The sequence below is a fragment of the Mesorhizobium sp. WSM4820 genome, assembly GCF_055811075.1.
This window is the reverse complement of record NZ_JBVVQN010000013.1, coordinates 13,167-39,298: the sequence shown is the minus strand read 5'-3', so window position 1 is coordinate 39,298 and position 26,132 is coordinate 13,167. Positions and strand designations below refer to the sequence as shown.

The 26,132-nt window shown below is 62.8% G+C and carries 30 protein-coding genes and 1 pseudogene; 14 read left to right on the top strand and 17 right to left on the bottom strand.

Annotated features, from left to right (window positions below; translation table 11 throughout):
* Nucleotides 1-99: 99 nt before the first annotated feature.
* Both AC0L2R_RS20915 and AC0L2R_RS20910 read right to left on the bottom strand, forming a co-directional pair.
* Nucleotides 100-288: a hypothetical protein gene (locus AC0L2R_RS20915; protein WP_023799765.1), complete on the bottom strand. Its 189-nt coding sequence runs from the start codon at nt 286-288 to the stop codon at nt 100-102.
* An 81-nt stretch (nt 289-369) separates the two neighbouring features.
* Nucleotides 370-477 (bottom strand): annotated as a pseudogene (locus tag AC0L2R_RS20910) (manganese-binding transcriptional regulator MntR); the annotation flags it as partial.
* A 78-nt stretch (nt 478-555) separates the two neighbouring features.
* On the opposite strand from AC0L2R_RS20910, the gene AC0L2R_RS20905 reads away from it, so the two are divergent.
* Together AC0L2R_RS20905 and AC0L2R_RS20900 are read left to right on the top strand one after the other, a co-directional pair.
* Complete coding sequence (locus AC0L2R_RS20905) at nt 556-1,347, top strand: protein-L-isoaspartate O-methyltransferase family protein (RefSeq protein WP_473511275.1); 792 nt, start codon at nt 556-558, stop codon at nt 1,345-1,347.
* A 155-nt stretch (nt 1,348-1,502) separates the two neighbouring features.
* Nucleotides 1,503-2,156 carry a dihydrofolate reductase family protein gene (locus AC0L2R_RS20900; RefSeq protein WP_473511273.1) on the top strand — a complete coding sequence of 218 codons (654 nt, stop codon included), beginning with the start codon at nt 1,503-1,505 and terminating at the stop codon, nt 2,154-2,156.
* A gap of 111 nt (nt 2,157-2,267) precedes the next feature.
* Here the strand turns inward: AC0L2R_RS20900 and AC0L2R_RS20895 are convergent, their stop codons facing one another.
* Nucleotides 2,268-3,446, bottom strand: a complete 1,179-nt coding sequence (locus tag AC0L2R_RS20895) for an MFS transporter (protein ID WP_473511271.1) — start codon at nt 3,444-3,446, stop codon at nt 2,268-2,270.
* 191 nt (nt 3,447-3,637) lie between these two features.
* On the opposite strand from AC0L2R_RS20895, the gene AC0L2R_RS20890 reads away from it, so the two are divergent.
* On the top strand, nt 3,638-3,994 hold the full coding sequence (locus AC0L2R_RS20890; RefSeq protein ID WP_027151146.1) for an ArsR/SmtB family transcription factor: 357 nt from the start codon (nt 3,638-3,640) through the stop codon (nt 3,992-3,994).
* Nucleotides 3,995-4,360: 366 nt separating this feature from the next.
* A complete protein-coding gene (locus tag AC0L2R_RS20885; protein ID WP_473511269.1) occupies nt 4,361-5,110 on the top strand; it encodes a metallophosphoesterase family protein in 750 nt (249 codons plus the stop codon).
* Between the two features lie 91 nt (nt 5,111-5,201).
* Here AC0L2R_RS20885 and AC0L2R_RS20880 read toward each other — a convergent pair whose 3' ends face one another.
* Nucleotides 5,202-5,570 (bottom strand): hypothetical protein, encoded by a 369-nt coding sequence (locus tag AC0L2R_RS20880; RefSeq protein ID WP_473511267.1) that lies wholly within the window; start codon nt 5,568-5,570, stop codon nt 5,202-5,204.
* Between AC0L2R_RS20880 and AC0L2R_RS20875 the strand changes: the two genes are divergently transcribed.
* From AC0L2R_RS20875 to AC0L2R_RS20860, 4 genes are all read left to right on the top strand, one after another.
* A complete protein-coding gene (locus AC0L2R_RS20875; RefSeq protein ID WP_473511266.1) occupies nt 5,557-6,351 on the top strand; it encodes an SH3 domain-containing protein in 795 nt (264 codons plus the stop codon). The genes AC0L2R_RS20880 and AC0L2R_RS20875 overlap by 14 nt on opposite strands.
* A gap of 267 nt (nt 6,352-6,618) precedes the next feature.
* Complete coding sequence (gene carB / locus AC0L2R_RS20870; protein ID WP_473511265.1) at nt 6,619-10,116, top strand: carbamoyl-phosphate synthase large subunit; 3,498 nt, start codon at nt 6,619-6,621, stop codon at nt 10,114-10,116.
* A gap of 343 nt (nt 10,117-10,459) precedes the next feature.
* The gene (locus AC0L2R_RS20865) at nt 10,460-10,903 is read left to right on the top strand and encodes a hypothetical protein (protein ID WP_473511263.1); all 444 of its coding nucleotides are present in this window, start codon (nt 10,460-10,462) and stop codon (nt 10,901-10,903) included.
* A 312-nt stretch (nt 10,904-11,215) separates the two neighbouring features.
* Nucleotides 11,216-11,809, top strand: coding sequence for a hypothetical protein (locus AC0L2R_RS20860; RefSeq protein WP_473511262.1), 594 nt, complete (start codon nt 11,216-11,218; stop codon nt 11,807-11,809).
* Between the two features lie 461 nt (nt 11,810-12,270).
* Here the strand turns inward: AC0L2R_RS20860 and AC0L2R_RS20855 are convergent, their stop codons facing one another.
* Complete coding sequence (locus AC0L2R_RS20855; RefSeq protein ID WP_473511260.1) at nt 12,271-12,735, bottom strand: DUF6644 family protein; 465 nt, start codon at nt 12,733-12,735, stop codon at nt 12,271-12,273.
* Entirely contained in the window at nt 12,736-13,125 is a 390-nt protein-coding gene (locus AC0L2R_RS20850; protein WP_473511258.1) for a DUF6152 family protein, read from the bottom strand.
* 354 nt (nt 13,126-13,479) lie between these two features.
* Between AC0L2R_RS20850 and AC0L2R_RS20845 the strand changes: the two genes are divergently transcribed.
* Complete coding sequence (locus AC0L2R_RS20845) at nt 13,480-13,800, top strand: DUF1476 domain-containing protein (protein ID WP_473511256.1); 321 nt, start codon at nt 13,480-13,482, stop codon at nt 13,798-13,800.
* A 118-nt stretch (nt 13,801-13,918) separates the two neighbouring features.
* Here AC0L2R_RS20845 and AC0L2R_RS20840 read toward each other — a convergent pair whose 3' ends face one another.
* From AC0L2R_RS20840 to AC0L2R_RS20820, 5 genes are all read right to left on the bottom strand, one after another.
* Nucleotides 13,919-14,470, bottom strand: a complete 552-nt coding sequence (locus AC0L2R_RS20840; protein ID WP_473511254.1) for a DUF4142 domain-containing protein — start codon at nt 14,468-14,470, stop codon at nt 13,919-13,921.
* A 303-nt stretch (nt 14,471-14,773) separates the two neighbouring features.
* Nucleotides 14,774-15,517, bottom strand: a complete 744-nt coding sequence (locus AC0L2R_RS20835; protein WP_287215321.1) for a DUF899 family protein — start codon at nt 15,515-15,517, stop codon at nt 14,774-14,776.
* A gap of 154 nt (nt 15,518-15,671) precedes the next feature.
* Nucleotides 15,672-16,103, bottom strand: a complete 432-nt coding sequence (locus tag AC0L2R_RS20830) for a lysozyme inhibitor LprI family protein (RefSeq protein WP_473511252.1) — start codon at nt 16,101-16,103, stop codon at nt 15,672-15,674.
* A gap of 157 nt (nt 16,104-16,260) precedes the next feature.
* A complete protein-coding gene (locus tag AC0L2R_RS20825; RefSeq protein WP_473511250.1) occupies nt 16,261-16,749 on the bottom strand; it encodes a GNAT family N-acetyltransferase in 489 nt (162 codons plus the stop codon).
* Nucleotides 16,750-16,859: 110 nt separating this feature from the next.
* A complete protein-coding gene (locus AC0L2R_RS20820; RefSeq protein ID WP_473511248.1) occupies nt 16,860-17,723 on the bottom strand; it encodes a transglycosylase SLT domain-containing protein in 864 nt (287 codons plus the stop codon).
* Nucleotides 17,724-17,902: 179 nt separating this feature from the next.
* Between AC0L2R_RS20820 and AC0L2R_RS20815 the strand changes: the two genes are divergently transcribed.
* Entirely contained in the window at nt 17,903-18,472 is a 570-nt protein-coding gene (locus tag AC0L2R_RS20815; protein WP_473495645.1) for a methylated-DNA--[protein]-cysteine S-methyltransferase, read from the top strand.
* Nucleotides 18,473-18,483: 11 nt separating this feature from the next.
* On the opposite strand, the gene AC0L2R_RS20810 is transcribed toward AC0L2R_RS20815, so the two are convergent.
* Nucleotides 18,484-18,810, bottom strand: coding sequence for a hypothetical protein (locus AC0L2R_RS20810; protein WP_287253656.1), 327 nt, complete (start codon nt 18,808-18,810; stop codon nt 18,484-18,486).
* Nucleotides 18,811-19,140: 330 nt separating this feature from the next.
* Between AC0L2R_RS20810 and AC0L2R_RS20805 the strand changes: the two genes are divergently transcribed.
* The 3 genes from AC0L2R_RS20805 (at nt 19,141) to AC0L2R_RS20795 (ending at nt 20,065) form a co-directional block, all read left to right on the top strand.
* Nucleotides 19,141-19,353 (top strand): cold-shock protein, encoded by a 213-nt coding sequence (locus tag AC0L2R_RS20805; RefSeq protein WP_023678332.1) that lies wholly within the window; start codon nt 19,141-19,143, stop codon nt 19,351-19,353.
* 260 nt (nt 19,354-19,613) lie between these two features.
* Nucleotides 19,614-19,814, top strand: coding sequence for a hypothetical protein (locus AC0L2R_RS20800; protein WP_023799785.1), 201 nt, complete (start codon nt 19,614-19,616; stop codon nt 19,812-19,814).
* Nucleotides 19,811-20,065, top strand: a complete 255-nt coding sequence (locus AC0L2R_RS20795; RefSeq protein WP_473511246.1) for a ParE family toxin-like protein — start codon at nt 19,811-19,813, stop codon at nt 20,063-20,065. Before AC0L2R_RS20800 ends, AC0L2R_RS20795 begins: the two co-directional genes overlap by 4 nt.
* Nucleotides 20,066-20,079: 14 nt before the next feature.
* On the opposite strand, the gene AC0L2R_RS20790 is transcribed toward AC0L2R_RS20795, so the two are convergent.
* The 3 genes from AC0L2R_RS20790 to AC0L2R_RS20780 form a co-directional block, all read right to left on the bottom strand.
* A complete protein-coding gene (locus AC0L2R_RS20790; RefSeq protein ID WP_473511244.1) occupies nt 20,080-20,691 on the bottom strand; it encodes a glutathione S-transferase family protein in 612 nt (203 codons plus the stop codon).
* A 114-nt stretch (nt 20,692-20,805) separates the two neighbouring features.
* Nucleotides 20,806-21,660 (bottom strand): EAL domain-containing protein, encoded by an 855-nt coding sequence (locus AC0L2R_RS20785; protein ID WP_473511242.1) that lies wholly within the window; start codon nt 21,658-21,660, stop codon nt 20,806-20,808.
* Nucleotides 21,657-22,571, bottom strand: coding sequence for an EAL domain-containing protein (locus tag AC0L2R_RS20780; protein WP_473511241.1), 915 nt, complete (start codon nt 22,569-22,571; stop codon nt 21,657-21,659). Before AC0L2R_RS20780 ends, AC0L2R_RS20785 begins: the two co-directional genes overlap by 4 nt.
* Before the next feature lie 205 nt (nt 22,572-22,776).
* Here AC0L2R_RS20780 and AC0L2R_RS20775 point away from each other — a divergent pair, with 205 nt between their 5' ends.
* Nucleotides 22,777-23,979: a pyridoxal phosphate-dependent aminotransferase gene (locus AC0L2R_RS20775; RefSeq protein ID WP_023799790.1), complete on the top strand. Its 1,203-nt coding sequence runs from the start codon at nt 22,777-22,779 to the stop codon at nt 23,977-23,979.
* A gap of 61 nt (nt 23,980-24,040) precedes the next feature.
* Here the strand turns inward: AC0L2R_RS20775 and AC0L2R_RS20770 are convergent, their stop codons facing one another.
* Both AC0L2R_RS20770 and AC0L2R_RS20765 read right to left on the bottom strand, forming a co-directional pair.
* Complete coding sequence (locus AC0L2R_RS20770; protein WP_473511239.1) at nt 24,041-25,564, bottom strand: MFS transporter; 1,524 nt, start codon at nt 25,562-25,564, stop codon at nt 24,041-24,043.
* A gap of 71 nt (nt 25,565-25,635) precedes the next feature.
* On the bottom strand, nt 25,636-26,043 hold the full coding sequence (locus tag AC0L2R_RS20765) for a (R)-mandelonitrile lyase (RefSeq protein ID WP_473511237.1): 408 nt from the start codon (nt 26,041-26,043) through the stop codon (nt 25,636-25,638).
* Nucleotides 26,044-26,132: the final 89 nt, after the last annotated feature.

The following is a 26,132-nucleotide window of genomic DNA, read 5'->3' as shown; positions in this document are numbered from 1 at the left end:
GCATCAAGGGGCCGCCGGCTCTGGGGTCAGTCCCTGCACGACACCCGCCGGTGAGAGCCCTGCCGGCGCTTTTTTTGGTCTTGGACTTGTCGGTCACGCTCAGATCTTCTGCTTGGTGCCCGCGCTCTTGCCGTCCGAGCTTTTCGAGCGCTCCTCGAAGCGGGCCCCGCCCTTCTTGAGCGGGCGTCCAGTATCCGCTTCGGTCTTGCGTTCGTCCTTCGCCGCAGCCTGCTTCAATCCCTTGGCCGCTTGCTTGCCCTTCGCTGTCGGTGCCTGTTCAACGCCCATCGTATCCTCCTCGGTCTCGCGCCAATTGCTGGCACGATCTCAAACGCCGCGGCAGCGCGGCGGTTCCGGCAGGACTGTCGGCCGCGTCAGCATCTTGGCCACCGTCGGCTGGGCGACGCCGAGCCGCGCCGCGATGTCGACCTGGCGGGCTTCGTTGCCGTTCTTGATCAGGTCGGCGACAAGCTGCACGACAATTCGGTCAATCGCGCTATCTTCTCACGCGACATGACCAGAATTGCCGAAGCCCGAAAATTCTACGCGCGACTGATGGCTGCCAATGCAGGTTCGGCCGATCCGCGTCTCGAGGAGGTGTTCGCCGCGGTGCCGCGCGAAGCTTTTCTCGGGCCCGGGCCGTGGACGGTCGTCGCCGGCAACGGCAAGGTAGAAACGCCGAGCGCCGATCCTGTTCACATCTATCAGAACGTGCTGGTGTCGCTCGACGCCGAAAAGGGCATCAACAATGGCGAGCCGTTCCTGCATGCCATGTGGATCGGCAAGGTGGCGCCAAAACCCGGCGAGGACGTCACTCATGTCGGCGCCGGCACCGGCTATTACACCGCTCTGCTGGCGAAACTGGTTTCGCCGGGCGGCGCAGTCACCGCCTTCGAACTGGATTCCGGTCTCGCCGACCGTGCAAGAAAGAATCTCGAAGCCTATGGCAATGTGACCGTCATCCATGGCGATGCGGTCGTCGGCGGCCTGCCACCGTCCGACATCATCTATGTCAATGCCGGCGTTGCGGCACCCCCAGCCGAATGGCTGAAGGCGCTGAAGCCCGGCGGCCGCATGGTCTTTCCGTGGCGTCCGGCCGAGCGCATTGGCCTCGCGGTGATGGTGACACGCACGGATAAGGGGTTTGCCTGCGACCCGTTCATGCGATCATGGTTTATCCCTTGCATCGGCGCCTCGGCGGCCTCGACGAAAATCCACCGTGACAAGGCGGCACGCAGCCGCAAGATCTGGCTGACGGCCGACAAGGCACCGGACCGCACCGCCACCGCCGTCATCGGCGATGTCTGGTTCTCGTCGCAAAGTGTTGGCGGCAGGCGGTCGCAATGACGTCGCCGCGTCGAGGCGTCCCGTGCTTGCCGCTCGACATGCGCCGGAGTCAGAAATTTTCCGGCCCTGTCGGACAGGCGTCCGCTCGCACGTCCTTTGGCCGAAATCCGGCGGCAACGGCTCGGATGATTTCGGATGATTAAAGGGAGAATCCAATGAGGAAGATCACCACTGCGACATTCGTCAGCCTCGACGGCGTCATGCAGGCGCCCGGTGGGCCACAAGAAGACCCGGTCGGCGGCTTCGAATTCGGTGGCTGGACGTTCCATTACTGGGACGACGTCGGGAGCGCCTTTATTGGTGAGACCTTCGCAAAACCCTTCGCGCTGCTCCTCGGCCGCAAGACCTACGACATCTTCGCCGCGCATTGGCCGTACCAGAAAGACGATCCGATCGCCGACCGTTTCAACGCCGTCACCAAATATGTGGCCACCCACCGGCCCGACACGCTGTCGTGGCAAAACAGCCAGTCGCTTGGCGACGACGTCGTGGCTACCCTGCGCCAGCTCAAGCAGGAGGACGGGCCGGACCTGCTCATCCAGGGATCGAGCGAACTCGTCCAGACCTTGCTCGCCAACGACCTGATCGACGAGATCAGCCTGCTCACCTTCCCGCTGGTGCTGGGCAAGGGCAAGCGGCTGTTTGGCAGCGGCGCAATCCCGGCGGCTTTCAAGCTGAATCGCTCACAGGCATCGACCACCGGCGTCATCATAGCGAGCTATGAACGCGCCGGTGAGATCAAGACTGGATCGTTCGCCCAGCAACAGCCGTCCGAAGCCGAGATCGAGAGACGCCGGACCTGGAAATAGTCGCGGTTACAGGACCTGGGTTCCTTGCTCGGCCAGATGTGAGTGGGGAGAGGAGCCCAAATCCTGCCTGGCGGCGCGATCAGGACAGCGCCACGTTTCTGCGATCTTCCTTCACTCCGCCGGCATGGCCACCGCCCGGGCGGCCCGGTGGCCGGCCAGTATGACGCCAAGACCCAGGATCGGGAACACCGCTGCGACCAGGCCGAGATCAGCCGGCGCGCCATAGCGCAGCACCGCGCCGCCGACGACGGCGCCCAGCGCCACGCCGAGATAGAGCGCCGAAGCGTTGAGCGACAGCACGATGGGCGCTGCGTCGGGCGCCAGCCTGATGATGCGGCTGGCCTGCGCCGGTGGGAAGGCCCAGCCGACGATGCCCCACGGCACCATCATGGCCATCAGCGCCGGCCCGGCGATGCTGTGCGGCAGGAAGGCCGGAATGACCGAAAGCATCACCAGCATGACCGCACTCAGCGCCAGCGACCAGCTGACGGTGCGCGTCGCGCCGAAGCGGTCGGCGGCCTGCCCGCCGGCAATGTTGCCGATGACGGCGCCGACACCGAAGGCAAGCAGCATGCCGGGCAGCGCGACTGGGCTCAAGCCGCCACCTTCGATGGCTAGCGGCGCGACAAAGGCAAAGACCGTGAAGGCGCCGGTGAGCGCCAAAAGTGTAGTCAGCAGGATCGACGGCACGCCGGGGCGAAGCGTTGCGGCCAGCCGCTGCCTGAGCGGCAGCTTGGTGCCGACGATGCCGCGCGGCAGCCGGTACCACAGGATTGCGCCGGCCAGTGCGCCGAGCCCGGCGATGGCAAAGAACGTGCCGCGCCAGCCGGCAACCGTCGCGACAAGCGCGCCGAGCGGTGCGCCGACCGCCACCGCCACCGTAGTGCCGCCGACGACGACGGCAATGGCGCGGGCGCGGTGATGATCATCGACAAGCGCCACGGCCGTCCCCTGCGCCGTCGCCGCAAACAGGCCGGACGACAGCGCCATGACGATGCGCGCGATCAGCAGCAGTTCGAAGGAGGAACTGAGCGCCGCCGCCAGGTTGCCCAGCACGAAAAACACCAGCGTCCACAAGATGACGCGTCGCCGGTCCCATTCGCCGGTCAGCGTCGCCAAGATCGGCGCGCCGAGCGCATAGGCGAGCGCGAAGGCGGTGATCAGCGTCCCGGCGAGCGGGACCGAGATGCCGGCATCCCCCGCGATGTCAGGCAGCAGGCTGGAGATGACGAAGCCTTCGGTCGCGATCGTGAATGATCCGAGCGCAAGCCAGAAGAGGCGCTTGTCCATAGTGAAATCCTTAGTTCAAAAGTTATTGAACAATTGTACATAATGGCGCATGTTGTCAATGAGCCGCCCGAGAATAGCCGAACCCTGCTGACAGCCCCATGTCAGGACAAGGTAGCGGGAGGTGGAAACTGAGGGCATCCACCAGGAGGAGATGCGTTGAAATCGGCCCTGATTGCGCTTAGTTCTCCGGCATGACGCTGCCCCACCCCACCGCCGACCAGATCAGCCTGCCGAACGTGCTTGCCGTGCTCGGCGATCCCACCCGGCTGGCCATCGTGCGCTATCTCGCCAGCAAGGAGGGCGTGCCGCTGAATTGCAGCCAGTTCCTCGATCTCGGCTCAAAGACCAATCTCAGTTACCACCTGGCCAAATTGCGCGAGGCCGGCGTCACCCGCACCGAGGTCGTCGGCACCAGCCGGCTGATCACGCTGCGCCGCGACGATCTCAATGCCCGCTTTCCCGGGCTGCTCGATAGCGTCATTGCCGCAGCCGTCGACGACCCGGCACTGCCCGCGGTCGGCGCCTCCGAGATCGAAGTCCGCGCCTGAGGCCGTAACTCGCCCCCGTGTAGCAGGCAGGGCAATCGCATTTTTGATTCTTGCGAAGGTGGCCCCCACCCTAACCCTCCCCACAAGGGGCAGGGAACGCCGCGCGGCGGACACGCCAACGTCACCGCTGAATGCCACGCCAAATTTTTGCAGAACTTGACGCACACAACCAACTATCAGCGCCAGCGGAAGTCTCCCTCCCCCCTTGTGGGGCCTTGTGGGGAGGGTTAGGGGTGGGGGTACATCGTAGAGCGAAAGCCTCGGCTTTCCAGCTGCGATAGCCCTGGTGTAACAGAGGAGAGCAACCAAAGTCCTGCCAGGTCCGCCCTTCCCGACGCGTCATTCGTCGACCCAACGGAGCTTCCCATGCGCATTGCCGTTCTCGCCGATATCCACGGCAACATCCTCGCCCTGGACGCCGTGCTCGACGATCTGCGGCAGCGCGGTGGTGCTGACCTCATCGTCAATCTCGGCGATTGCGTCTCCGGCCCGCTCTGGCCGCGCGAAACCATGGAGCGGCTTGAAGCGCTCGCCCTGCCGACAGTTCGCGGCAACCACGACCGCCGCGTCGCCCGCGATACCGCGGATGAAGCCATGTGGCCGTCCGACCGCTATGCGCAGGAACGGCTGACATCGGTCCAGCGCGAGGCACTGTTGGCCTTGCCCCTCACGCTGGAGATCGCCCCAGCCGTGACCGCCTTTCATGCCCGACCCGACCATGACGAAAAATACCTTACCGATACGATGGCCGACGGCCGGCTGGCGCGCGCGCCGCTGGTCGCCATCAAGCGGCGGCTGGCCGCGCTCGATCCCGCTTGCCGCATCGTGCTGTGTGGCCACAGCCACCGCAGCGAACTGATCCGTATCCCCGACGGCCCGGTGGTCTTCAATCCGGGCAGCATCGGCTGCCCCGCTTATGGCGACGACACGCCACCGGCGCATGTCTCCGAGCAAGGCTCTCCGCATGCACGCTACGGCATCGTCGAATTGGGTGGGCCGGGCCGCTTCGAAGCCATCGCCGTCGACTATGACCATGAGGCGGCAGCGCGGCAGGCCGAACAGGCGGGACGGCCGGAATGGGCCTACGCGCTGCGCACCGGATTTATGCCAGGCTGAACGAGGCACGAGTTCATGCCGCCCGACTGAACGCAACGCGTTCATGTCCGACTGAACGCAACGCGTTCATGTCCGGCTGAACGCAACGCGTTCATGTCCGGCTGAACGCAACGCGTTCATGCCGCACGCTGAGCTTGCTCATGCCGTGGACCGAACACCATTCCCCAGCCGCATTTTCCGGCTTACATAGCGCCATGTCGTCGCTTATAAAATCGTCCTGGAATGCGGTGGCGATTCGGTGCCTGGCCGCGCCTTCGGAAATGCTTCTATCGCCCACGGCCAAAATGATGAGGCGCACAGTTACGCTCCGGACGACGCTGCTGATTGCCGCCCCTCTCCTGCTGACGGCGCTGCTGCCGGCCAGGGCCGAGGAGGCGCCTTTCGTCTCCATCGTGACCGACCTTGCTCCGGGCGATCTCCTGAACGTCCGCGCCTCGGCATCGGCGATGGGCAAGATCAAGGCTCGGCTGCCGAATGGCACGAGCGTCAACAATCTCGGCTGCAACGACGTCAATGGCTATCGTTGGTGCAAGGTCGCAGAAATTGACAACCCGCAACTGGCGGGATGGGCTCCCGCGCGCTACCTGAACCCCGAGAATCCGGCAGTTGCCGAGGTGGATATCGAGGCGACCGGCGAAAGCACGGCCGTTGCAGCCGGCGACTCGAACCCGGCAACTGCAGATCAGCCGCCGCCGGACCTGACGGCGCGCCTGGATGCGACCGGTCGCGAACCCACGATGACTGCCGTTGAGGCAATCGGCAGGGCGGCCATCGAGGATGCTTACCGCCTGGCGCTTTTTGCCAGCGAAAATCCTTCGGCCGGCGAGACGCAGGCGCCCGCGGCAGCGGACAAGCCCATCCGCAATCGCGCCGCCAATGCGGCGCCTCCGGCCAACGCACAAACCGTTGCGCGGCTGCAGCCGCCAGGGCGGCCCGCGCCGGCGCTGGGTGCCCGCAACGAGATTCCTTGTGCGCGCCATGTCGGCCAGCCGATGACCAGTTGCAAGGCAGGCGTTGCCCACACGGGCGACAAAGCCGAGATCACCGTGACCTGGCCCGATGGCGGCACCCGGGTCATCAGATTCCAGGCCGGTCGGCCCGCCGGCTCGAACGCATCAGGCGAGTTCCGCTACACCCGCGAGGGCAGCCTGAACATCATCCGTGTCGGCGTTTCCGAACGCTTCGAGATCACGGATCAGTTGGCGCTGGGGGATTGGTGGCTAAGGGGAATTGGGCAGTAGGGCAGTAGGGCAATATGTTTAAAGGGCGCTCGAACCACTGCCCTACTGCCCTACTGCCCTACTGCCCTACTGCCCTACTGCCCTACTGCCCTACTGCCCTACTGCCCTACTGCCCTACTGCCCTACACTCCGCATTTTAGGGGGTTACATCCGGCAAAACTCTTCCCTATAAGGCCCTCCTAGCCTGATACCAGAATCGCGAGCACAACCGGCCGGGTCTTCCCGTCCGGTTTTTCGTGCAAGCCGCCTGCCGAACGGACCCTCGATATGCCAAGACGCACCGACATCAAGTCGATCCTGATCATCGGGGCCGGCCCCATTGTCATCGGTCAGGCCTGCGAATTCGACTATTCCGGCACCCAGGCCTGCAAGGCGCTCAAGGAAGAGGGTTTTCGCGTCATCCTGGTCAATTCCAACCCGGCCACCATCATGACCGACCCGGAACTGGCCGACGCCACCTATATCGAGCCGATCACGCCGGAAGTGGTGGCCAAGATCATCGCCAAGGAGCGGCCGGACGCGCTGCTGCCGACCATGGGCGGCCAGACCGCGCTCAACACCGCCCTGTCGCTGCGCCGCATGGGCGTGCTCGAGCGCTACAATGTCGAGATGATCGGCGCCGACGCCACGGCAATAGACAAGGCCGAGGACCGGGCGCTGTTTCGCGAGGCGATGAAGAAGATCGGCCTGGAAACGCCAAAATCGATGCTGGCCAACGCCACCGACGTCAAGAATGCCGACCGCAAGACGCATGAGGCCGAACGCGCCGCGCTGAAGGCCGAGAAGCCCGAAAACCTCGACGCCGCGCTCGACGCGCTCGAAACGCGCTGGAACCTCGGCGAGGGCGACCGCAAGCAGCGCTACATCAGCCATGGCATGGCGATCGCCGCACAGGCGCTCGACCATGTCGGCCTGCCCGCCATCATCCGCCCGTCCTTCACCATGGGCGGCACCGGCGGCGGCATCGCCTACAACCGCGCCGAATTCTACGAGATCGTCCAGTCCGGCCTCGACGCCTCGCCGACCACCGAAGTGCTGATCGAGGAAAGCGTGCTCGGCTGGAAGGAGTACGAGATGGAGGTTGTCCGCGACAAGGCCGACAACTGCATCATCGTCTGCTCGATCGAAAACATCGACCCGATGGGCGTGCACACCGGCGACTCGATCACCGTCGCCCCTGCCCTGACCTTGACCGACAAAGAGTACCAGATGATGCGCAACGCCTCGATCGCGGTGCTGCGCGAGATCGGCGTCGAGACCGGCGGTTCCAACGTGCAGTTCGCCGTCAACCCGGCCGACGGGCGCCTGGTGGTGATCGAGATGAACCCGCGCGTCTCGCGCTCGTCGGCTCTCGCCTCCAAGGCGACCGGCTTTCCGATCGCCAAGATCGCGGCGAAGCTCGCCGTCGGCTACACGCTGGACGAGTTGGAGAACGACATCACCGGCGGCGCGACGCCGGCCTCGTTCGAGCCGTCGATCGATTACGTCGTCACCAAAATCCCGCGCTTTGCCTTCGAGAAATTCCCCGGCGCCGAGCCGGTGCTGACCACTGCGATGAAGTCGGTCGGCGAGGTCATGGCCATCGGCCGCACTTTTCAGGAATCGCTGCAGAAGGCTTTGCGTGGGCTTGAAACCGGCCTGACGGGTCTGGACGAGATCGAGATCCCCGGCATCGCGCACGGCGCAGCCAGCCACGCCGACGACCGCAACGCCATTCGCGCTGCCCTCGGCACGCCGACGCCCGACCGGCTGCGCATGGTGGCGCAGGCGATCCGCATGGGCACCTCTCTGGAAGACGTGCACGCCATGTGCAAGATCGACCCGTGGTTCCTCGAACAGATCGCCGGCATCCTCAACATGGAAGCCCGCATTCGCGAGCACGGCATTCCCGAAGACGCCGCCAATCTGCGCATGCTGAAGGCGATGGGTTTCTCCGATGCCCGCCTCGCGTCCCTAGTCAGGAAAGACGTCGAAGAGGTTCAAAAGATACGCGAAAAGCTCGACGTTCATCCGGTTTACAAGCGCATCGATACTTGCGCCGCCGAGTTCGCCTCGCCGACCGCCTACATGTACTCGACCTATGAGGTGCCCTTCGCCGGCGCGCTCGCCAACGAAGCGCAAGTCTCGTCGCGAAAAAAAGTCGTCATCCTCGGCGGCGGCCCGAACCGCATCGGCCAGGGCATCGAGTTCGACTATTGCTGCTGCCACGCCGCCTTTGCGCTGCGCGACGCCGGCTTTGAGGCGATCATGGTCAACTGCAACCCGGAGACCGTGTCGACCGACTACGACACCTCGGACCGGCTCTATTTCGAGCCGCTGACGCCGGAGGACGTTTTGGAGATCCTGCGCGCCGAGCAGGCGTCGGGCGAGCTGGTCGGCGTCATCGTCCAATTCGGTGGCCAGACGCCGCTGAAGCTGGCGGATGCGCTGGAGAAGGCCGGCATCCCGATCCTCGGCACCTCGCCCGACATGATCGATCTCGCCGAAGACCGCGACCGCTTCCAGAAGTTGTTGCACAAGCTCGGCCTCAGCCAGCCGAAGAACGGCATTGCCTATTCGGTCGAGCAGGCCCGCCTTGTCGCCGGCGAGCTCGGCTTCCCGCTGGTGGTGCGCCCGTCCTATGTGCTCGGCGGCCGCGCCATGCAGATCATCCACGACGAGAGCATGCTGCAATCCTACCTGCTCGACACCGTGCCCGGCCTGGTGCCGGAGGACATCAAGCAGAAATACCCCAATGACAAGACAGGCCAGATCAACACACTGCTGGGCAAGAACCCGCTGCTGTTCGACACCTATCTCTCGGGCGCCATCGAGGTCGATGTCGACTGCCTGTGCGACGGCAAGTCGACCTTCGTCTCCGGCATATTGGAACACATCGAGGAGGCCGGCATCCATTCGGGCGACAGCGCCTGCTCGCTGCCTGTGCACTCGCTGCCGTCGGAGCTCGTCGACGAGTTGGAGCGCCAGACGGCCGCACTTGCCCGTGCGCTCAATGTCGGCGGCCTGATGAACGTGCAGTACGCGATCAAGGACGGCACCGTCTATGTGCTGGAGGTCAACCCGCGCGCGTCGCGCACCGTCCCCTTCGTCGCCAAGACCATCGGCCGGCCCATCGCAAAGATCGCCGCCCGCATCATGGCCGGCGAGAGCCTGGAAGACGCCTTCGCCCATTACGGCGCCATGCCCGACCCCAGAAATCCCGGCCACATCGCGGTCAAGGAAGCGGTGTTCCCCTTCGCCCGCTTCCCGGGCGTCGACATATTGCTCGGCCCGGAAATGCGCTCGACCGGCGAGGTCATGGGCCTCGACCGCGATTTTGCCCTTGCCTTCGCCAAGAGCCAGTTAGGAGCCGGCGTCGACCTGCCGCGCTCCGGCACGCTGTTCGTCTCGGTGCGCGACGAGGACAAGAAAGGCATATTGCCGGCGGTCAAGCGTCTTGCCGGCCAAGGCTTCAAGGTGATGGCCACCTCAGGCACGGCGCGCTTCCTCGCCGAGAACGGAGTCGCCGCCGAGAAGATCAACAAGGTGCTGGAGGGCCGCCCGCACATCGAGGACGCCATCCGCAATCGCCAGGTGCAGATCGTCTTCAACACCACTGACGGCCAGAAGGCGGTGTCGGACTCAAAATCGCTGCGCCGCGCCACGCTGATGCAGAAGGTGCCGTATTACACGACGCTCTCGGGCGCTGCAGCAGTGGCGGAGGCGATCGCAGCGCTGCGCGCGGGGAACCTGGAAGTGCGCCCGCTGCAGGAGTATTTTGCCTAGGCGATTAGCCAATCTCCCCCCAAGTGGGGGAGATGGCCGGCAGGCCAGAGGGGGGCGCTGTCCCGCCACCGCTTGCGTGTCCTCCTTCTTCCATATCCCTATCGACACGGTAACCCAGACGCGTGGGTGGTAGCTGCATGGTGCGTCGTTCTGACGCAGCTTGCCGACCCGCATTCAGGACTCGTTAACCATGACTCGACCGAATTTATTGGGCGAAGCGGCTACTGCGCGTAGCAAAGGCCATGCCAACCCCTTTGAGGTGCCAGATCTTAAGGACTCATTAAGTATGACTCGAGTCCAAATTTATCTTGCAACCAAACAAGACTTGCCTTAAGATTTAAAAATGGCTTCGCTGAATGAATTCCTCGCCCGAAGGCACAGAGAGCTAATCAGAGCGCTCGCGGAAACGCGATCTCGGCTCTCGTCCATCGAGGAGGAGATTGATCAAATCGAAAGAGCTGCGGCAGCAGCAAATGTAAATCTTGAGATTTCTGAGGAAATAGCAGAAAGACAGGCGCCTCCCACTATGAAGCAAGCCGCCGTCCAAATCCTCAGAGAAGCAACAGGCGGACTGACTACAAACGAATTGCTAGAGATCATCAACGACAAGCTTGGCACCGATTACGCCAGATCTAGCTTAAGCCCACAATTGTCACGACTAAAGGGCGACGGAATCGTCTACAGAGAAGATGGCCGCTGGATATTGGCCTCTGATCCTAGCTTGAACGAGAATGGGGCATCCGAAGATGCCCCAGAACACGCCGACCGTGAAAGATTGCAGTCCTAGCGATCGGCTTTTTCCACGTACGCGAAGGGAGCCTCACATGCAGCCGCCATAAAACAAATCCTGGCTACGCGTGATTTGATCATCCATAGCTAGCAGCCGGGGAGCCCGGCAGTGGTGATGCGCGTTCCAATTCTCGCATCACCACACTAATTGATGCGCACCATATGGTCAACGCTGCTCACCTAAACCCGAAAATCCTCGCTACTTAGGCGTGGCGCGTACAGACCTCGGAGGCAAACTGACTCATCTCAGTTTTTACCATTTATTAACCATATGTTCCCATTAATATTTCTTCCGTTCAGGAGGAAATTTATGGACGCGACTTATAATTTGAATGGCGGCTTCAAGCCGACCATGAAGCGTTTCGCTGACCTGAACGGCCCAGACTATTTCCCAACGCCGAGATGGGCGACGTTTGCTTTGATCGAAAGCGAAAAGTTTCAAGGCGATATATGGGAAAGTGCGTGCGGCGATGGGGCCATGTCATCGGTGCTCGAAGAGACGGGATGCAAGGTCTACAGTTCGGACCTTTTCGACCGCGGGTATGGTGAGGCCGGCAAAGACTTCATGTCTGCCAAACACCGTGCGACTAACATCGTCACGAACCCTCCGTACAACAGTGCTGAAGGGTTCGTTCAAGCCGGCGTTGAGAAGTCTGACAAAAAGTTCGCATTGCTGCTTCGTCTTGCCTTCCTTGAAGGAGCAAACAGAAACCGAACGATCTTCAACGCATGCCCGCCAAGTCGAGTTTGGGTCTTCAGCGAACGCATCACATTCTACCCCGCTGGCGCGACTGTCCAAGGGTCGGGCACAACCGCTTACGCATGGTTTGTTTGGGACAAAGATGCGAGTGGCGTCACTGAATTGAAATGGCTAACACCTGGATTTAAAGCTCGCTATTCGTAGAGTCCTCGACCTCTCAGGAATGACAAACCGGTTTGTGTCACCCGGATGCCGTCCACAATCCTCTCAGCGTAGCCTTTTTTGAAGATGCTGGTAGATGCCTCGTGGTGCGATACCACGTTCCCCATAATCTGTTCCCACTTGTGTTCATTCCCACGAGTAGGAGAACGCTTCAAATCTTCGGGTGCCATTTGACGGTAAGAGGGGGTAGCGTCCTTAATTTGGGTGGTCGTGGCTTCATGTCCGGGAAACGTTGCAGCAATTTGCAGTGCAAGAATCCGAGCTTCCGGTTCTCTTAGCCTTGTTGAGTCATTTGCCCCTCCCAAAGCGATTTGCTTTAGCGTAGTTGGCAATCAGGATTGAGTCGATCCTCAAATTTCAACTTGTGCGCTTCCGTCTGCAGGACGGTGTATTTCGCCTGGAACTCATCACCGTCAAGGCTCTTGCGCTCCAACATTGCGAGCTCAGTTAAGAAACCCAATAAACCGTCCAGCAAAAAGCACCGACGTCCACAGCACCAGCGACAGCACCGCCAGCACAGGAGCGACCCCGCTGGCCGGCTCGTCGCCGCCTTTTGCGTGGCGCATGAAGACCAGGAAGTTGGCGCCGGCGAGGAGTATCAGCGTCATCTTGGTGACGAATATCGGCATCGCGGCATACTCCCTCGCCCTGACTGAAAACAGCAGCGACCCGGTGACAAGCGCGCCGGCGAACGCGGCCAATGCGGTGCGGCGCAGCAGCGCGATGAACGCCGCCTGCGGCAGCGAGCGGAAGGCGCCGAGGATCCTTAGGTCCATGAGCCAGACGCTGGTCAGCAGCGCGCCGATCGACATGATGTGCAGCGCATTGACTATGGGATAGGCGACGAAGGAGGCCTTCAGCCCCCTTACGATGGCGAGTTGCTCGATGCCGGCGAGGAACTCGTCCATTCAAGCCGGCGGCACGCGGTCGGGGTAGACGTCATAAGCCTTGCCGTTGACGATGACGCGGGCTGCTTTCATCCACTTCTCGGTCTCGTCGCGCGAGCGGTGGCCGATCGCGGTCACCTCGTCGCCGACCTTGGCGACCTCCTCGGTGAAGCCGGCGGCAATGGTCCGGGACGGCGGCGCCAAATCCACCCGCCAAGCCTCTCCCTCGGCGTCGACATCCAGCGTGGCGTGCGGATTGCCGATATAGACGGCCGTGATCTTGCCCCGGAGCTCAAAAAACCCATCCTGGGTCCACGACCAGCCGTGATGGGCATAGGCTGCGGTGGCGGCGGCAAGGATCACTGCCACTGCCAGCGTGACGCTCCGAATGCGGTTGAAAGGTGACTGCATCGCTCGCCTCCTCGGCTCATCCCGCCATTCGAGACTAGGTCACGGCGCGGCAACGTCAAATCACATCGGTGCGAAGGCTCTGCTACGGCGAGAAGATCGGTGCGAACATCGTCGGCGACGGCCGTTGTGGACAGTTCGCCTAGTCACCGCCCGATCGATCGCCGGCAGGCGGATGAGGGGCGGCACCAACATCGACAATTGGCTAGTCGAGCGCCAGCTCCCGAAGCGATTGCCCTGCGGAATGAACGGTCCGGTCTTGCTTATGACATCCATGCACGCCATGTTCGACCCCTACCGCCGCTCTTCTTCTCCATCGGATGAAGGTCGGAGACTCACACCTGAACGAGGCAAATTATGAGCAGTATGAGAGACCGTCAGGAAGGCTTCGAAAAGAAGTTTGCGATGGACGAGGACACGAAGTTCAGGGCCATGGCGCGCCGCAACAAGCTGCTCGGCCTATGGGCCGCCGAAAAGCTCGGCAAGTCAGGTGAGGACGCCGACGCCTATGCGAAAGAGGTGGTGCGCGCAGACTTCGAAGAGGCCGGGGACGACGACGTGTTGCGCAAAATACGCGCCGATTTCGACGCTGCGGGCGTCGCCCAGTCGGATGTTCAGATTCGCGGCGTCATGACCGACCTGCTGGCGACGGCGGTCGAGCAGATCAAAAACAGCTGAGAGAGCGCCAACTTAAAGCGCGTCGCGACGTGCTTTAAGTTCTCGTTTATGCGTTTCCCAAAACCGCTGCGCATCTCGGGTCAGGCCCGAGGGGCATGCGTTTGGGTGACGACATGCATTAGCTGTGGGCTGCCACCAGATCCTTTAGGCGCTCTTCGTGCATCCGCAGCGTCGGTAGTGTCTTCTTGGCGAATTCCTTCAGCGCCGGGTCTTCACCCGACTGAGCATAGGTTGAAAACAGCGCTAGCGCCTGTTTGTGCGCCTCGGTCTGCAGGAGGATGTATTTCGCCTGGAATTCATCGCCATCGAGGTTCTTGAGCTGGTCGAGCATCGCCTGGTCTTTCGGCAGCAAAGCCGGGCCGCTCGCTGTCACCGAAGCCGTGATCTGGCTCTGTTCGAGAGCTGCCTTGAAATCCTCGCCAGCCTTGGTGTGATCCTTGACCATCAGCGAGGCGAAATCCTTCACATCGGCGGCGACATTCTTTTGTTCGGCCAGCTTGCTGCTTTCAATCTCGAACCGGTTGGCGCTGGGGACGGTTCTGGAGAAGGTCTCGGTGTCGATCTTGGTTTGGCCGACAGCAGGTATATCGGCCGGCGTGGCGGATTGGGCTAGGGCCGCCGGCGCGCCGGCAAGCAAGGCGACCATGGCAAGCGTGAGATTTGTTTTCACAGGAAATCTCCGGGTTTGTGATCCTCGGAGAGTCCAACGCGACACCAGCGGCGAAGTTGCGCCTTTCCTTCTCCCCTTGTGGGAGAAGGTGGCCGAGCCCACGGGTCTTGCCTCCGGCAAGCCCGAGGACAGGCTCCGCTCGGTCGGATGAGGGGTGTTCCAGCTTGGCGGTACACTTGATGGAGCAGCCATCAGCGCAGAGACGGTGCACATTTGCCAACGCCTCATTTCTTCCAGCACCCCTCATCCGTCTCGGCGCTATGCGCCGATCCACCTTCTCCCACAAGGGGAGAAGGCAAGACATCAGTGACAGCAGGCGCCGGCATATTGCAGCTGCTCGTCCCAGTCCGGCCGGCCCTCCGGTGTGAAATCCATCAGGTTCCACAAGGGCTCGCAAGTGCCGATGGCGCGCGGGTCCTGACCGGGTTCGGACGGCGCGAAGCCAAGCTCCGAGCTCCAGAAATGCCGGATGCCATCGGCGTCGCGATGGAATACCGAAAGCATCGGCAACTGCGCGCCGTCGTCGGCCTCGGCGTGGTAGTCGCGCTTGAAGCTGTTGCCGGCCGAGGAGAGCAGCCGCATGTTCGTCCAGCCGCGATCGCGGCCAAGCGTGATCAGGTTTTCAAGCGCGGTCTTGCCCACAACCGCGAAATTGAAGCCGGCGGCCTCGAGATGGCCGATGGCGCCGTCGAACTGGTCGAGCAGCGCCGTGCAGGACGGGCATGGCTGGTCGGCCCGCGCGAGCTTGGCAGTGCCGCCGCTTGTTGCCACGTCGCGCGTCTCCTGCGGGTGGCGCGGAAACATCATCGAGTAGACGATCAGCGTGTCCTTGCCGGGTGAAAACAGCTCCGACAGTTTTATGCGGGCCGGCTTGCCGTCGGCGCCAAGCCCGTCGAACACATAATCCTGAGGCACCAGCCCGCCCGGCGGCAGTGCACGGCGGGCGACGGCCACATCCTCCATGGCGCGGCGCAGCTCGATTTCCTTTTGCAGCAGCGTTTCGCGGGCGGCGCGATATTCAGCGGATTCGTTCGGAAAGGTGATCATCGTCATCTCCATCAGCCGTGCTTGTGGCGGCGCGCGCCCTATGCGGCAGCGCACCTTGCCTCTCAAGGACGCATCGCGAAGCAGGGTTCCGACATTTTGCACGCCTAACCCGGCGATAAGGCCTTAACGGCTCCGCCTTAGCCAGCGACAGAGGCTACTGCGGCGGCACCGGGCAGCTCGTATCGCCCTCCTGGCAGTTGAGATAGCCCTGAAACTCCTTCAGCCTGATGTTGGTGAGGCTCGCCTTGCAGCCGGCTATGACCATCGGAAACATGCTGCCTGCCATATCGGTCGGGCCGCCCTGGAAAGCGCATTCGGCATCGCGAAAGGCGACCCAGGCGCGCTGCGCGCCGACCAGCAGCTTCTTCGTCGCCGCGTCGTCCTTCAGCCTGCCCTCGATCTGCCTGTAGGCGTGGTTGAGCTTCTTGTCGGCTTCGGTGAACGACTTGCCGGCGCATTCGTTCATGGTCGCCTGGTCCTGTGCGTCGGCGCATTCGTCGGCGCGCGCAACGCCCGCAAGAAGCGGAAGGGCGAGGATCACCAGACCGGTTTTGGCCAGACCCGGTTTGAAAAGTAAAAGCCGCATCGTGTTTCTCCGGTTTCGGTCGAGACCCCGCCCGCGGCACGAAAGCCGCAGGATCGCAGCTTAACTTCTGAACGGTTGCCGGCAAGATGCAGCCTGCCGCCTTGGTGGACACTTCGTTTCCGCACAATGCTCGCTGATCGGCTTCGCCAACCGCAGCTCACCCCGTCCAGTCGACTTCGAACATCCCCAGCCGCTCGTAAAGCCTGACCGCGGCAGCATTCTCAACCGTGTTGGTTTTGAGATCGACATGCGCAGCGCCGCGTGCGTGAAAGGTGGTGAAGACGTGCCACATCAGCGCTTCGGCGATGCCTCGGCCGCGCGCCTCGGGGTGGACGGCAAGGTCTTTGACGAACGCCCTCGTCCAGCACAATGCCGCGCCTGCCAGCCGACCCTTGCTGTCGATGACCAGGAAACACAAGGCAGGGTCGAATTCCGCGTCGTTTGAAATACGCGGCCACCATTCGTCGAACGGCCCGTCGGCGCCATCGTCGAAGACGGTGGTCAGCAGCGTATGCAAAGCCAGCGCGTCGGCGGCCTCAAAACCGCGCATGACGAAACCTTCCGGCCAGCGCGGCGGGGCGAGCGTGTCGTCGAGGATCTTGCGCAGCCTTATGTCGTTCGGCCCCGGCGGGCGCGGCTCAGGCATGGTGTTCAATGCCTGTCGCGCAAAAGTGCGCAGCGGTTTTGCGATAACGACATGCATAAAAACAAGAACTAAAAGCGTGTCGCATGTATCCGTTCACACGCGACGCGCTTTTAGGCGTCGGGCTGCAGGCGACGCCGACTGCGGTCGCGGCCCAGGCCGGTTTGTTCCAGCATGCCCTTGCGCTTGGCGTCGTAATAATAGCCGCTCTGGTAGAGCCGGTCGGCGCGCTTGGCGTTGCCGCCGGCCACCAGCCAGGCGCCACGAAGATATTTCACCGCATATTTCAGATTGGTCTCGGCGTCGAACAACCCGCTCGCCGGCCCGTCATAGCCCATGCCGCGCGCCGTCGCATGCTTGATCTGCATCAGCCCCCAGTGGCCGCGATTGTAGGCCTTGGGATTGAAGGTGCTCTCGCGCTTGACGACGCGGCGCACCAGATCGACCGGAACCTGATAGAGGACGGCATATTTCTCGATCAGCCGCTCGATCTCGCCGCGCGGTCCCGCGGAATACTGTTTGGCAGGGCTGGTCGAAAGCAGGGCGGACTGATTCTCAGGCAGGGCGTAGGCGACCTGCTGGACGCCGGGCATCGTCTTGCCTGTCTCGCCGGTGACCGGCATCGCAACGGCGGCGGTAGCATAGACAGGCGCTGTGCCGGCTGGCGCGGCATCGGCCGTCATGGCTGCAGGCGAAGTTGCGGCCAACGGCGTCGGGCCGGCAAAGGCCGCTGGCTGGACAGGCGTCGCGGCGGGATCGACGGCCAGCGCCGCGGTCTGGACGGGCGTGACGCCGGACGATTCCGGCAGCACCGAAACCGTGTCGGGCAGCGCCAGCGCATAGCCGGCATCGCTAGCAGCTGCGGCGCTTTCAGTCAGGGAAGGCACGGCCTTGGTCTGCGCGGTCGAAGTGCAGCCGCTGAGACCGGCCGCAGCGAGCATTACGCCGATCGCGGGAAAGATGATTTTTGCTGGCAAGCCGCGCTCGGGTCCGGTTCGTCTGTTAAGAAGTCCTTACACCACCGCCTTTCCCCCGGCAATCCGCAGCCAGTTGGGATTTCCAATGGTTTTCGGGTGGCAACAGACCCCTGAGAATGCGATATCTCGTTCTCGATATGTACTTGATTGCCATTCGTTCCCAGGGAAAGGAGCACATCATGGAAGACACCTCTCAAGCCATCGCCGGCCACGCCGTCTTCGAAACCGTGATCGGCTTCATCGGCATCGCCTGGAGCGAGGCCGGGCTGACGAGGCTTTGCCTGCCCCAGCGCAGCCGCGACGCGGTGGAACGGCGGTTGCTGCGCCATGCCGGCAACGCCGCTTCGAGCGCCCGACCGCAATGGGTTGCCGAGCTGATCGCGTCGATAAAGGCCTATGCCGCCGGCGAGGACGTGGATTTCTCCGGTGTGCCGGTCGATCTCACCGGTGTCGACGATTTCCGCCTCGCAATCTACGACGCGGCGCGCAAGCTCGCCTATGGCGAGACCACCACCTATGGCGAACTGGCCAGGCGCGCCGGCCATGCCGGGCTGGCGCGAGAGACGGGCGCCGCGCTCGGCGCCAACCCGGTGCCGCTGGTCATCCCTTGCCACCGCATTCTTGCCGCCGGCGGCAAGATCGGCGGTTTTTCAGCGCCGGGCGGCTCGACCACCAAGGAGAAGATGCTGACGATGGAAGGCGTGCGCGTCGGTCCGCCGCCGCCGGCGCAGGTCTCTTTTGGATTTTGAGGCCGGCATTGCTAGTCCGGAAAGATGCGCCGGCGGAAATGCCGGTCTGTTTCCACGCGCTTGCACTTGTAGACGATGCAGGAGTTGGTATCGGCGCTCGGCACCGAAGCGCGTGCCCTGACCTCGCCCATGTTGCAGAAACTCTGGCTCCGCACATAACGGTCGTAGAGCGGCAGCCCCGGCGTGCGCGTCGACTGATAACGCAGGATGACGGCGCCTTCCCGTGCGATCGTCGCGCGCACCGTGCCGCAGCTCATGCGGCTCGGGTCATAGCGCGAGATCGCCTGCGCCTCGGCGGCCATCAGCGTCAGACAGGCGGCAAACAGGACAGTTTTCATGGTCCTCTCCCCAAACAGGACCGGACGCCCGGAGGCGGCACGATCCTTCCCCGCAGCGTGCACCATAGGCCATGCGACCCGGTGCAACGCCCGACGTTCAACGCTTTCACGCGATTGGGGCGGCCATTGGGCAGCGCCGCATCAGCGCCTTTTTTCGCGCAGTCTTGTTTTTTGCGGAGAAGCGGACTATATGAGGTCCATTGATATTTCGGCCGATCGATCCGGGCCTCGCGATATTCGCGTTTGCTGACGTCTATCTCCAAAATCTCGATACAAACCGGCTGGACTTCGGTTCAGTCAAGCTAAAGCAAACGTATAAGGACTATCGAAATGGCAACAGGTACGGTCAAGTGGTTTAATTCCACCAAGGGTTTCGGCTTCATCCAGCCTGACAGCGGCGGCGCGGACGTTTTCGTCCACATCTCCGCAGTCGAGCGCGCTGGGCTGTCGACCCTGGTCGAAGGCCAGAAGATCAACTTCGAGATCGAGCAGGACCGCCGCACTGGCAAGTCGTCCGCTGGATCTCTGAGCAAGGCAGCCTGATTTTGCGAATGGCGCGCGCCGGGCGATAGCTCGGGGCGCGCGGCAAGTCACGGATGTACTGACGGTCGCGCGAGAAGCGCGCCGGAGCGGAAAGAACCCGACAAGCCGAAGCAGCAGATTGCTGCCGGCCCGGCCAAAGCGCTCCCGATCAGGCTACCAAGCATGGGAAGGCGGGATTTTGTCCCGCCTTTTTGCTGTCCGGATTTCCGGATGAAACAGCTACCTTGGCCTAATTGTGCCAATCATGGTATTTTTAGGCGATGAGCAAGCTTGAACAGATTGAGAAATCCGTCGCCGAACTGAGCCCTGAGGAACTGAAGGCATTTGCCGCCTGGTTCGAGGCACTGAAAGCGGAGATGTGGGATCGGCAGATCGAAGCCGACGCCAAGGCTGGCAGGCTGGATAAACTTGCCGAGCAGGCCTTGGCCGACCATCGCGCCGGCCGGACCCGGTCTTTGTGAATCATGTCGCCACTCCCTTATTCTGGGAGGCTTATGCAAAACGGCCCTCATCGATCAGAGCAAAGGCGGACAAACGTTTCGCCAAGCTGCGTTCTGATCCGTTTCACCCGTCGCTGCATTTCAAACAGGTCGGACGCTATTGGTCGGCGCGGGTTGATCTCAACTACCGCGCCGTAGCTGTCCGTGACCACGATGACGTTGTCTGGTTTTGGATCGGCACCCACTCCGAATATGACCGCCTCCTGAAGTAGCCGTAAGGACAGAACTACCCCAGCCACTCCATCGGCACATGCCCAGGATCAGTCTCGACCCGTTTCAGCCAGGCCGCCACCGCCGGGTAGGCGTCGAGCTGAAAACCGCCCATCTCGGCCGTATGCGTATAGGCGTAGAGCGCGATGTCGGCGACGCTCAAGGCCTCGCCGGCAAAGAACGCACTGCCCGCCAGATGCTTGTTCATCACGCCGAGCGCCTTGTTGCCGCGCTCCAGCGTCAGCGCCAGCCGTTCCGGCGTCGCGTCCTTGGCCCGTTCGGGAAAGGTCAGCAGCGCATTGCGCACCGCGATATAGGGTTCGTGGCTGTACTGCTCGAAGAACAGCCATTGATAGGCCAGTGCCCGCTCGTATCTGTCGGCCGGCAGCAACCGCGTGCCTTCGGCGAGATAGAGCAGAATGGCGTTGGATTCGGCAAGCCGCCGGCCGTCGTCGAGTTCAAGCAGCGGCACCATGGCGTTCGGGTTCTTGGCGACATAGTCCGGCTTGCGCGTGTCGCCGGTGTGCGAGCTGACCTCGACATTGGTGAAAGCGATGCCGAGCTTGGCCATCAACAGGCGCGGCTTGTAGCAATTGCCGCTGTCGATCATTCCATAGAGTATGGTCATTGGTGCTCCCATCGCCGCTCCCCTCGGCGGAGCCGCCTTTAGCGGCAATTATCCTGGCAGCGACGGCTTCATCCAGTGATTTGTTTTGGCGCAACCATCAACGCCGCTGATAGATCACCCAAACAACGGCACGACGTTGTTGGCCATGCCAAGCAGCCTGTCGATGGGCAGCGGCTCCTCGTCGAAGACCGTGCCGGCCAGCGCCGGCCGGGCAAGGTAAAATCCCTGCATCAGGTCAACGCCGCCGTCCAGCGCGACGCGCAGATGCGTGGCTTGCTCGATGCCTTCGACCAGCACTTTGGCGCCGCGGTCATGCAGCGCCGAGACCAGCGGCCGGAAAAACCGTTCGGCGGCGGCATGGCGGCAGAATTCCGCGAACCAGGTGCCGTCGATCTTGACGATGTCGGGCTGGACAAGAGCGACCCGTTCTTCCGTCGAATGCCCGGTGCCGAAATCGTCGATGGCGATGCGGATGCCGTCACGCCGCATCTCGCGCGCCAGGCTGACGAGCACCTTGTCTTCAGCCGCCTGCTCGGTGATCTCGCAAACCAGCATGCCGGGGTGCAGGTCGAACTCGGCGAGACGCCTGGTCATCAGCCTGATTTCTGCCAGCGCTCGCCCGGGGTCATCGTTGATCAGCGGATTGTAGTTGAAGAACAGGTCGAGCCCGCCGACGCCGATGTTGCGGAAATTCCGCAGGTGCAGCACCCGGCACATCGTCTCGACGAACAGGCGATCCGCCACGGGGATGCCCTCGAAGAATACGCGCGGCGCGACCGGCCTGCCGGCGCGGTGCGGCTCGATCAGGCCTTCGACGGCGACGGCCTTCAAAAACCTGCCGTGCGGCGCAAAGATCGGCTGGTAGGCGCTCCTCAGCCGGAACGCGCCATAGACGCCATATTCGATCCCGACTTCGTCGGCAAAGATTGCCTCGCCGACATTGCGCCGCCTGTCGCGCCGCCCGGTCATGGCACCACCTTGCGCCCGAAAGCCCGTTTCGGCCGCGGCGAAGGCGAGACGGTCGCAGGCGCCGCGCCGGCGTCAGGCGCCGTCACCGGCATCTGCCTTTCCTTGCCGAAGACTTGGCTTTCGTTGCCGAAGACGTGAAAGCTGGTCGGTGCAAGCTCCGGGCGCGCCAGCGCGAATCCCTGCACCATCGAGGCTCCCGATTTCTCGGCCAGTTCAAGCTGCCAGCCCTCCTCGATGCCCTCGAACACGGTGCGGATGCCTTGCTGTTCGAAACTTGCCACCATGGCGGTCAGCAGCGCGAAGCCGGCGCCGGACTCCATCAGTTGCATGATCCAGTTGGCGTCGAATTTGACGATGTCAGGCCTGAGCTCCTTGATCCGGTTGATGTCGGACTCTTCGGCGCCGTAGTCGTCGACCGCGATGCGAAACCCGTTGGCCCTGAGCGCCTCGACGAAATTGTAGAGCGTTTCCTGCGACGCCGACTTTTGCTCGGTCACCTCGCAGACGACGCGGTTCGCATCGATCCCGGCCTCATGCAGCACCAGCCGCATGTCGCGCAGCGCACTGTCGGCGATGCTGCGATCGGTGAACACCGACGGATCGAAGTTGATGAAAATGAATGCCTCCTGCGGCAGGCAGGCGCCGGCGTTCAAAAGGTGCAGCGTCCTTGTCAGCGCCTCGATATGCAGGCGGTCGACCGTCGGACAGGCGTTGAAAAAACTCACCGGCGTCTGCGGCTCGGCGTCGCGGAACGGCCGGATCAGGCCCTCGAATCCGGTGATGGACAATTTGCCGTTGCTGAAGGCAAAAATCGGCTGGAAGGCGCTTTGCAGCGTATAATTGCCCCAGACACCGCTGGCGGTGCCGTCATCGTGGCGGACGATATGGGCAAGCCCGATGCTGCGCGACACGGTTCCTCCCGTTGCGAGACTGGTGGAATGGGTCGTGATCCAGCCAACCGGAGTTTTACCGCGGGTAAGTGAATTTATTGTTGCCGGATTTGCCGGGGATTTGAGGTCTGGCTCATCCGACAATGCTTGCGCTTGGCGGGATGATGCGACATGAGAGACGCCGCGGTCGGATGGACCGCCCGGCCCTACAGGAGACAACGCCGTCATGGCCTTTCTTGCCGACGCCCTTTCCCGCGTAAAGCCTTCCGCGACCATCGCAGTGACGCAGAAAGCGCGCGAGCTGAAAAACGCCGGCCGTGACGTGATCGGGCTGGGTGCCGGCGAACCGGACTTCGACACGCCGGACAATATCAAGAACGCTGCGATCGAGGCCATCCGCCGCGGCGAAACGAAATATCCTCCAGTTTCCGGCATCGTGCCGCTGCGCGAGGCAATCGCCCAAAAATTCAAGCGCGAGAACAATCTCGACTACCGGCCGGAGCAGACCATCGTCGGCACCGGCGGCAAGCAGATCCTGTTCAATGCCTTCATGGCGACGCTGAACCCCGGCGACGAGGTCATCATTCCGAGGCCGTACTGGGTCAGCTATCCCGAGATGGTAGCGATCTGCGGCGGCACCCCGGCATTTGCCGACACCTCCATCGACAACGGCTTCAAGCTGACGGCGGCGGCGTTGCAAAAGGCGATCACGCCGCGCACCAAATGGCTGTTGATGAACTCACCGTCGAACCCGTCGGGCGCCGCCTACAGCGAGGCTGAGTTGCGCGCTCTGGCCGACGTGCTGCTCGAACACCCCAATGTCTGGGTGCTGACCGACGACATGTACGAGCACCTGATCTACGGCGATTTCGTCTTCACGACCATCGCCGAGGTCGAGCCGAAGCTTTATGAGCGCACCCTGACCATGAACGGCGTGTCGAAGGCCTATGCGATGACAGGCTGGCGCATCGGCTATGCGGCCGGGCCGGTGGCGCTGATCAAGGCGATGGACATGATCCAGGGCCAGCAGACCTCCGGCGCCTGCACCATTGCCCAGTGGGCATCGGTCGAGGCGCTGAACGGTCCGCAGGATTTCATTGCGAAAAACAAGGCGATTTTCCAGGCTCGGCGCGATCTTGTCGTGTCGATGCTCAATCAGGCGCGCGGCATCACATGTCCGTCTCCCGAAGGGGCTTTCTACGTCTATCCGTCCTGTTCCCAGTTGATCGGCAAGAAGACCAAAGCCGGCAAGCTGATCGACAGCGACGAAGCCTTCTGCTCGGAACTGCTCGAGGCCGAGGGCGTGGCGGTCGTGTTCGGTTCGGCATTCGGCCTCGGCCCGAACTTCCGCATCTCCTATGCCACCTCGGAGGCGTTGCTCGAAGAGGCCTGCGCCCGCATCCAGCGCTTCACCGCCTCGCTGACCTGATCAAGCGCATATCGAACACCAAATCCGGCTCGCAATCGGGTTTTGGCGGTCGGCGCCAGCCTCATCCCTGGCGACTTTGATTGGTTTCGCGCGCCGAACGAGCCTCGGCCGGCGCCAGAATGGCGGCCAGAAGCCCGGCCGTGATGAACGAAACGATGGCGGCCGTCAGCATCGCCGCATGGAAGCCCCCGGCATAGGCGGCTGCGAACAGATCGCGCAGGCCGTCCTTGCCCATCGCCGCATCGGCTGCGAAATGGTGCCTTGAAACCGCGGCGCGGGCCACCGCTCCGGCATTGGCGACACCGGCATTTTCAAGATGCGCCGTCAGCAGGGCTGTTGCCCGCATGCTCATCAAGGCGCCGAGCAGGGCGATGCCGATGGCGGTGCCGCCCTGGCGGGTTGCGTTGATCACCGCCGACACCATGCCCGAACGCTCGCGCGGCGCAAACGACATCGCGGCAGCGCTGCCGGTCGGGATGGACAGCGCATTGCCGAGACCGCCGACGGCAAACAGCAGGCCGATCGTCACATAGGGTGTCGAGGGTCCAACCCAGCACATGCCCAGCATGGAAAGACCGCTCGAAAGATAGCCCGATGTCATCAGCGCCGAGTGTCCGTAGCGCTGACTGAGCCTGCCGATCGCCGGCGACACGACCATTTGGACGAGGAACAGCGGTGCCATGCACAGGCCGGTCTGTGTCGGCGACCAGCCCTGTGCCTGCTGCAGGAATATCGAATAGAGGAAGACGCTGGTGTAGGAGGTGAGGCCGAGCGCGAACGAGGCGACATTGGCGACGGCGAAGCGAACGTCGCGAAACAGGCCAAGCGGCAGCATCGGCCGCGGCGTACGCGCCTCGAAGACAAGGAATGCCACTAGGCCGGCGAAGCCGACGACAAGGGCGATAACAGCCTCTCGATCGCCCCAACCGTTTTCGCCCGCCGTGATCAGACCGAAGGTCAGCGCGCCCAGCCACAGAATGCTGAGCGCCAGGCCGACAAGGTCGAGATGGGCATGCTCAGGGTGTGAAGTCTCTACGATCGAAGCCGCACCGAGCGCGATCGTGGCCAGGCCGAGCGGCAGGTTGATCAGGAAAATGCTCTGCCATCCGGCGGTTTCGACCAGGATGCCGCCGACGACCGGGCCGGTGAGCAGCGAGACAGCTGCGAACGACGCCCAGCCTCCGATAACGCCGGCACGCTCGCGACCGTCGGGAAACGCCTGCGTCAGAATCGACAGCGCACCCGGAATGATCAGCGATCCGGCTATCCCCTGCACCACCCGGCCCACCAGCAGCACCGACAGGTTGGGCGCGATTGCACATATGGCAGAGCCAGCCACGAAGATGCCGATGCCTGCCAGCCAGGAGCGCTTGCGCCCGTAGCGGTCGCCGATCAGGCCTGCCGACAGCATGAAGGCCGACAGGCAAAGCGTGTAGGCGTCGATCACCCATTGCAGCCCAGCGAAATCGATGCCGAGCGCAATCTGGATCGTCGGCAGGGCGACGTTGACGATGCTGATGTCGAGCAGTGCGACGAATGTGCCGAGATAGACTGCGGCAACAAGAGGCAAGCGACGGTTCGACATGAAACCCAAACCTGAGCGTGGAAATCACCTACAATGATCAGACTCGACCAATGATCAGACGCGACGCGCTTTCAGGTCCGATCAACGCCGCCATACTGCTCGTCGGTCACCGTCTCCAGCCAGTCGGCATGGACGCCGTCGAGCGCCTCCTGCATGGCGATATGGGCCATCGCCGATTTTGGACCGGCCCCGTGCCAATGCTTTTCGTCAGGCGCAAACGAGATGACGTCGCCGGCCCTGATTGCCTGTATCGGCTCGCCCCAGCTTTGCGCCAGGCCGGCGCCTGACACGACATAGAGCGTCTGGCCCAGCGGATGCGTATGCCAGTGGGTACGCGCGCCGGGCTCGAAACCGACCATGAGGGCGCGTAGCCGCGCCGGCGCTTCCTTCTCGATGATCGGCGTCTGCCACACGCGGCCGGTGAAGTACTTTTCCGGCGCAATGACGGTCGGCACGCTGCCGCAAGCAATGATCTTCATCGTCGCAAAGTCCTCAAGCTGATGGCGGATCGGTCGGCGACGATCCGCTCCTTTTTCTCGCAGGAAGCGGCACTTTCATCCGATAACCA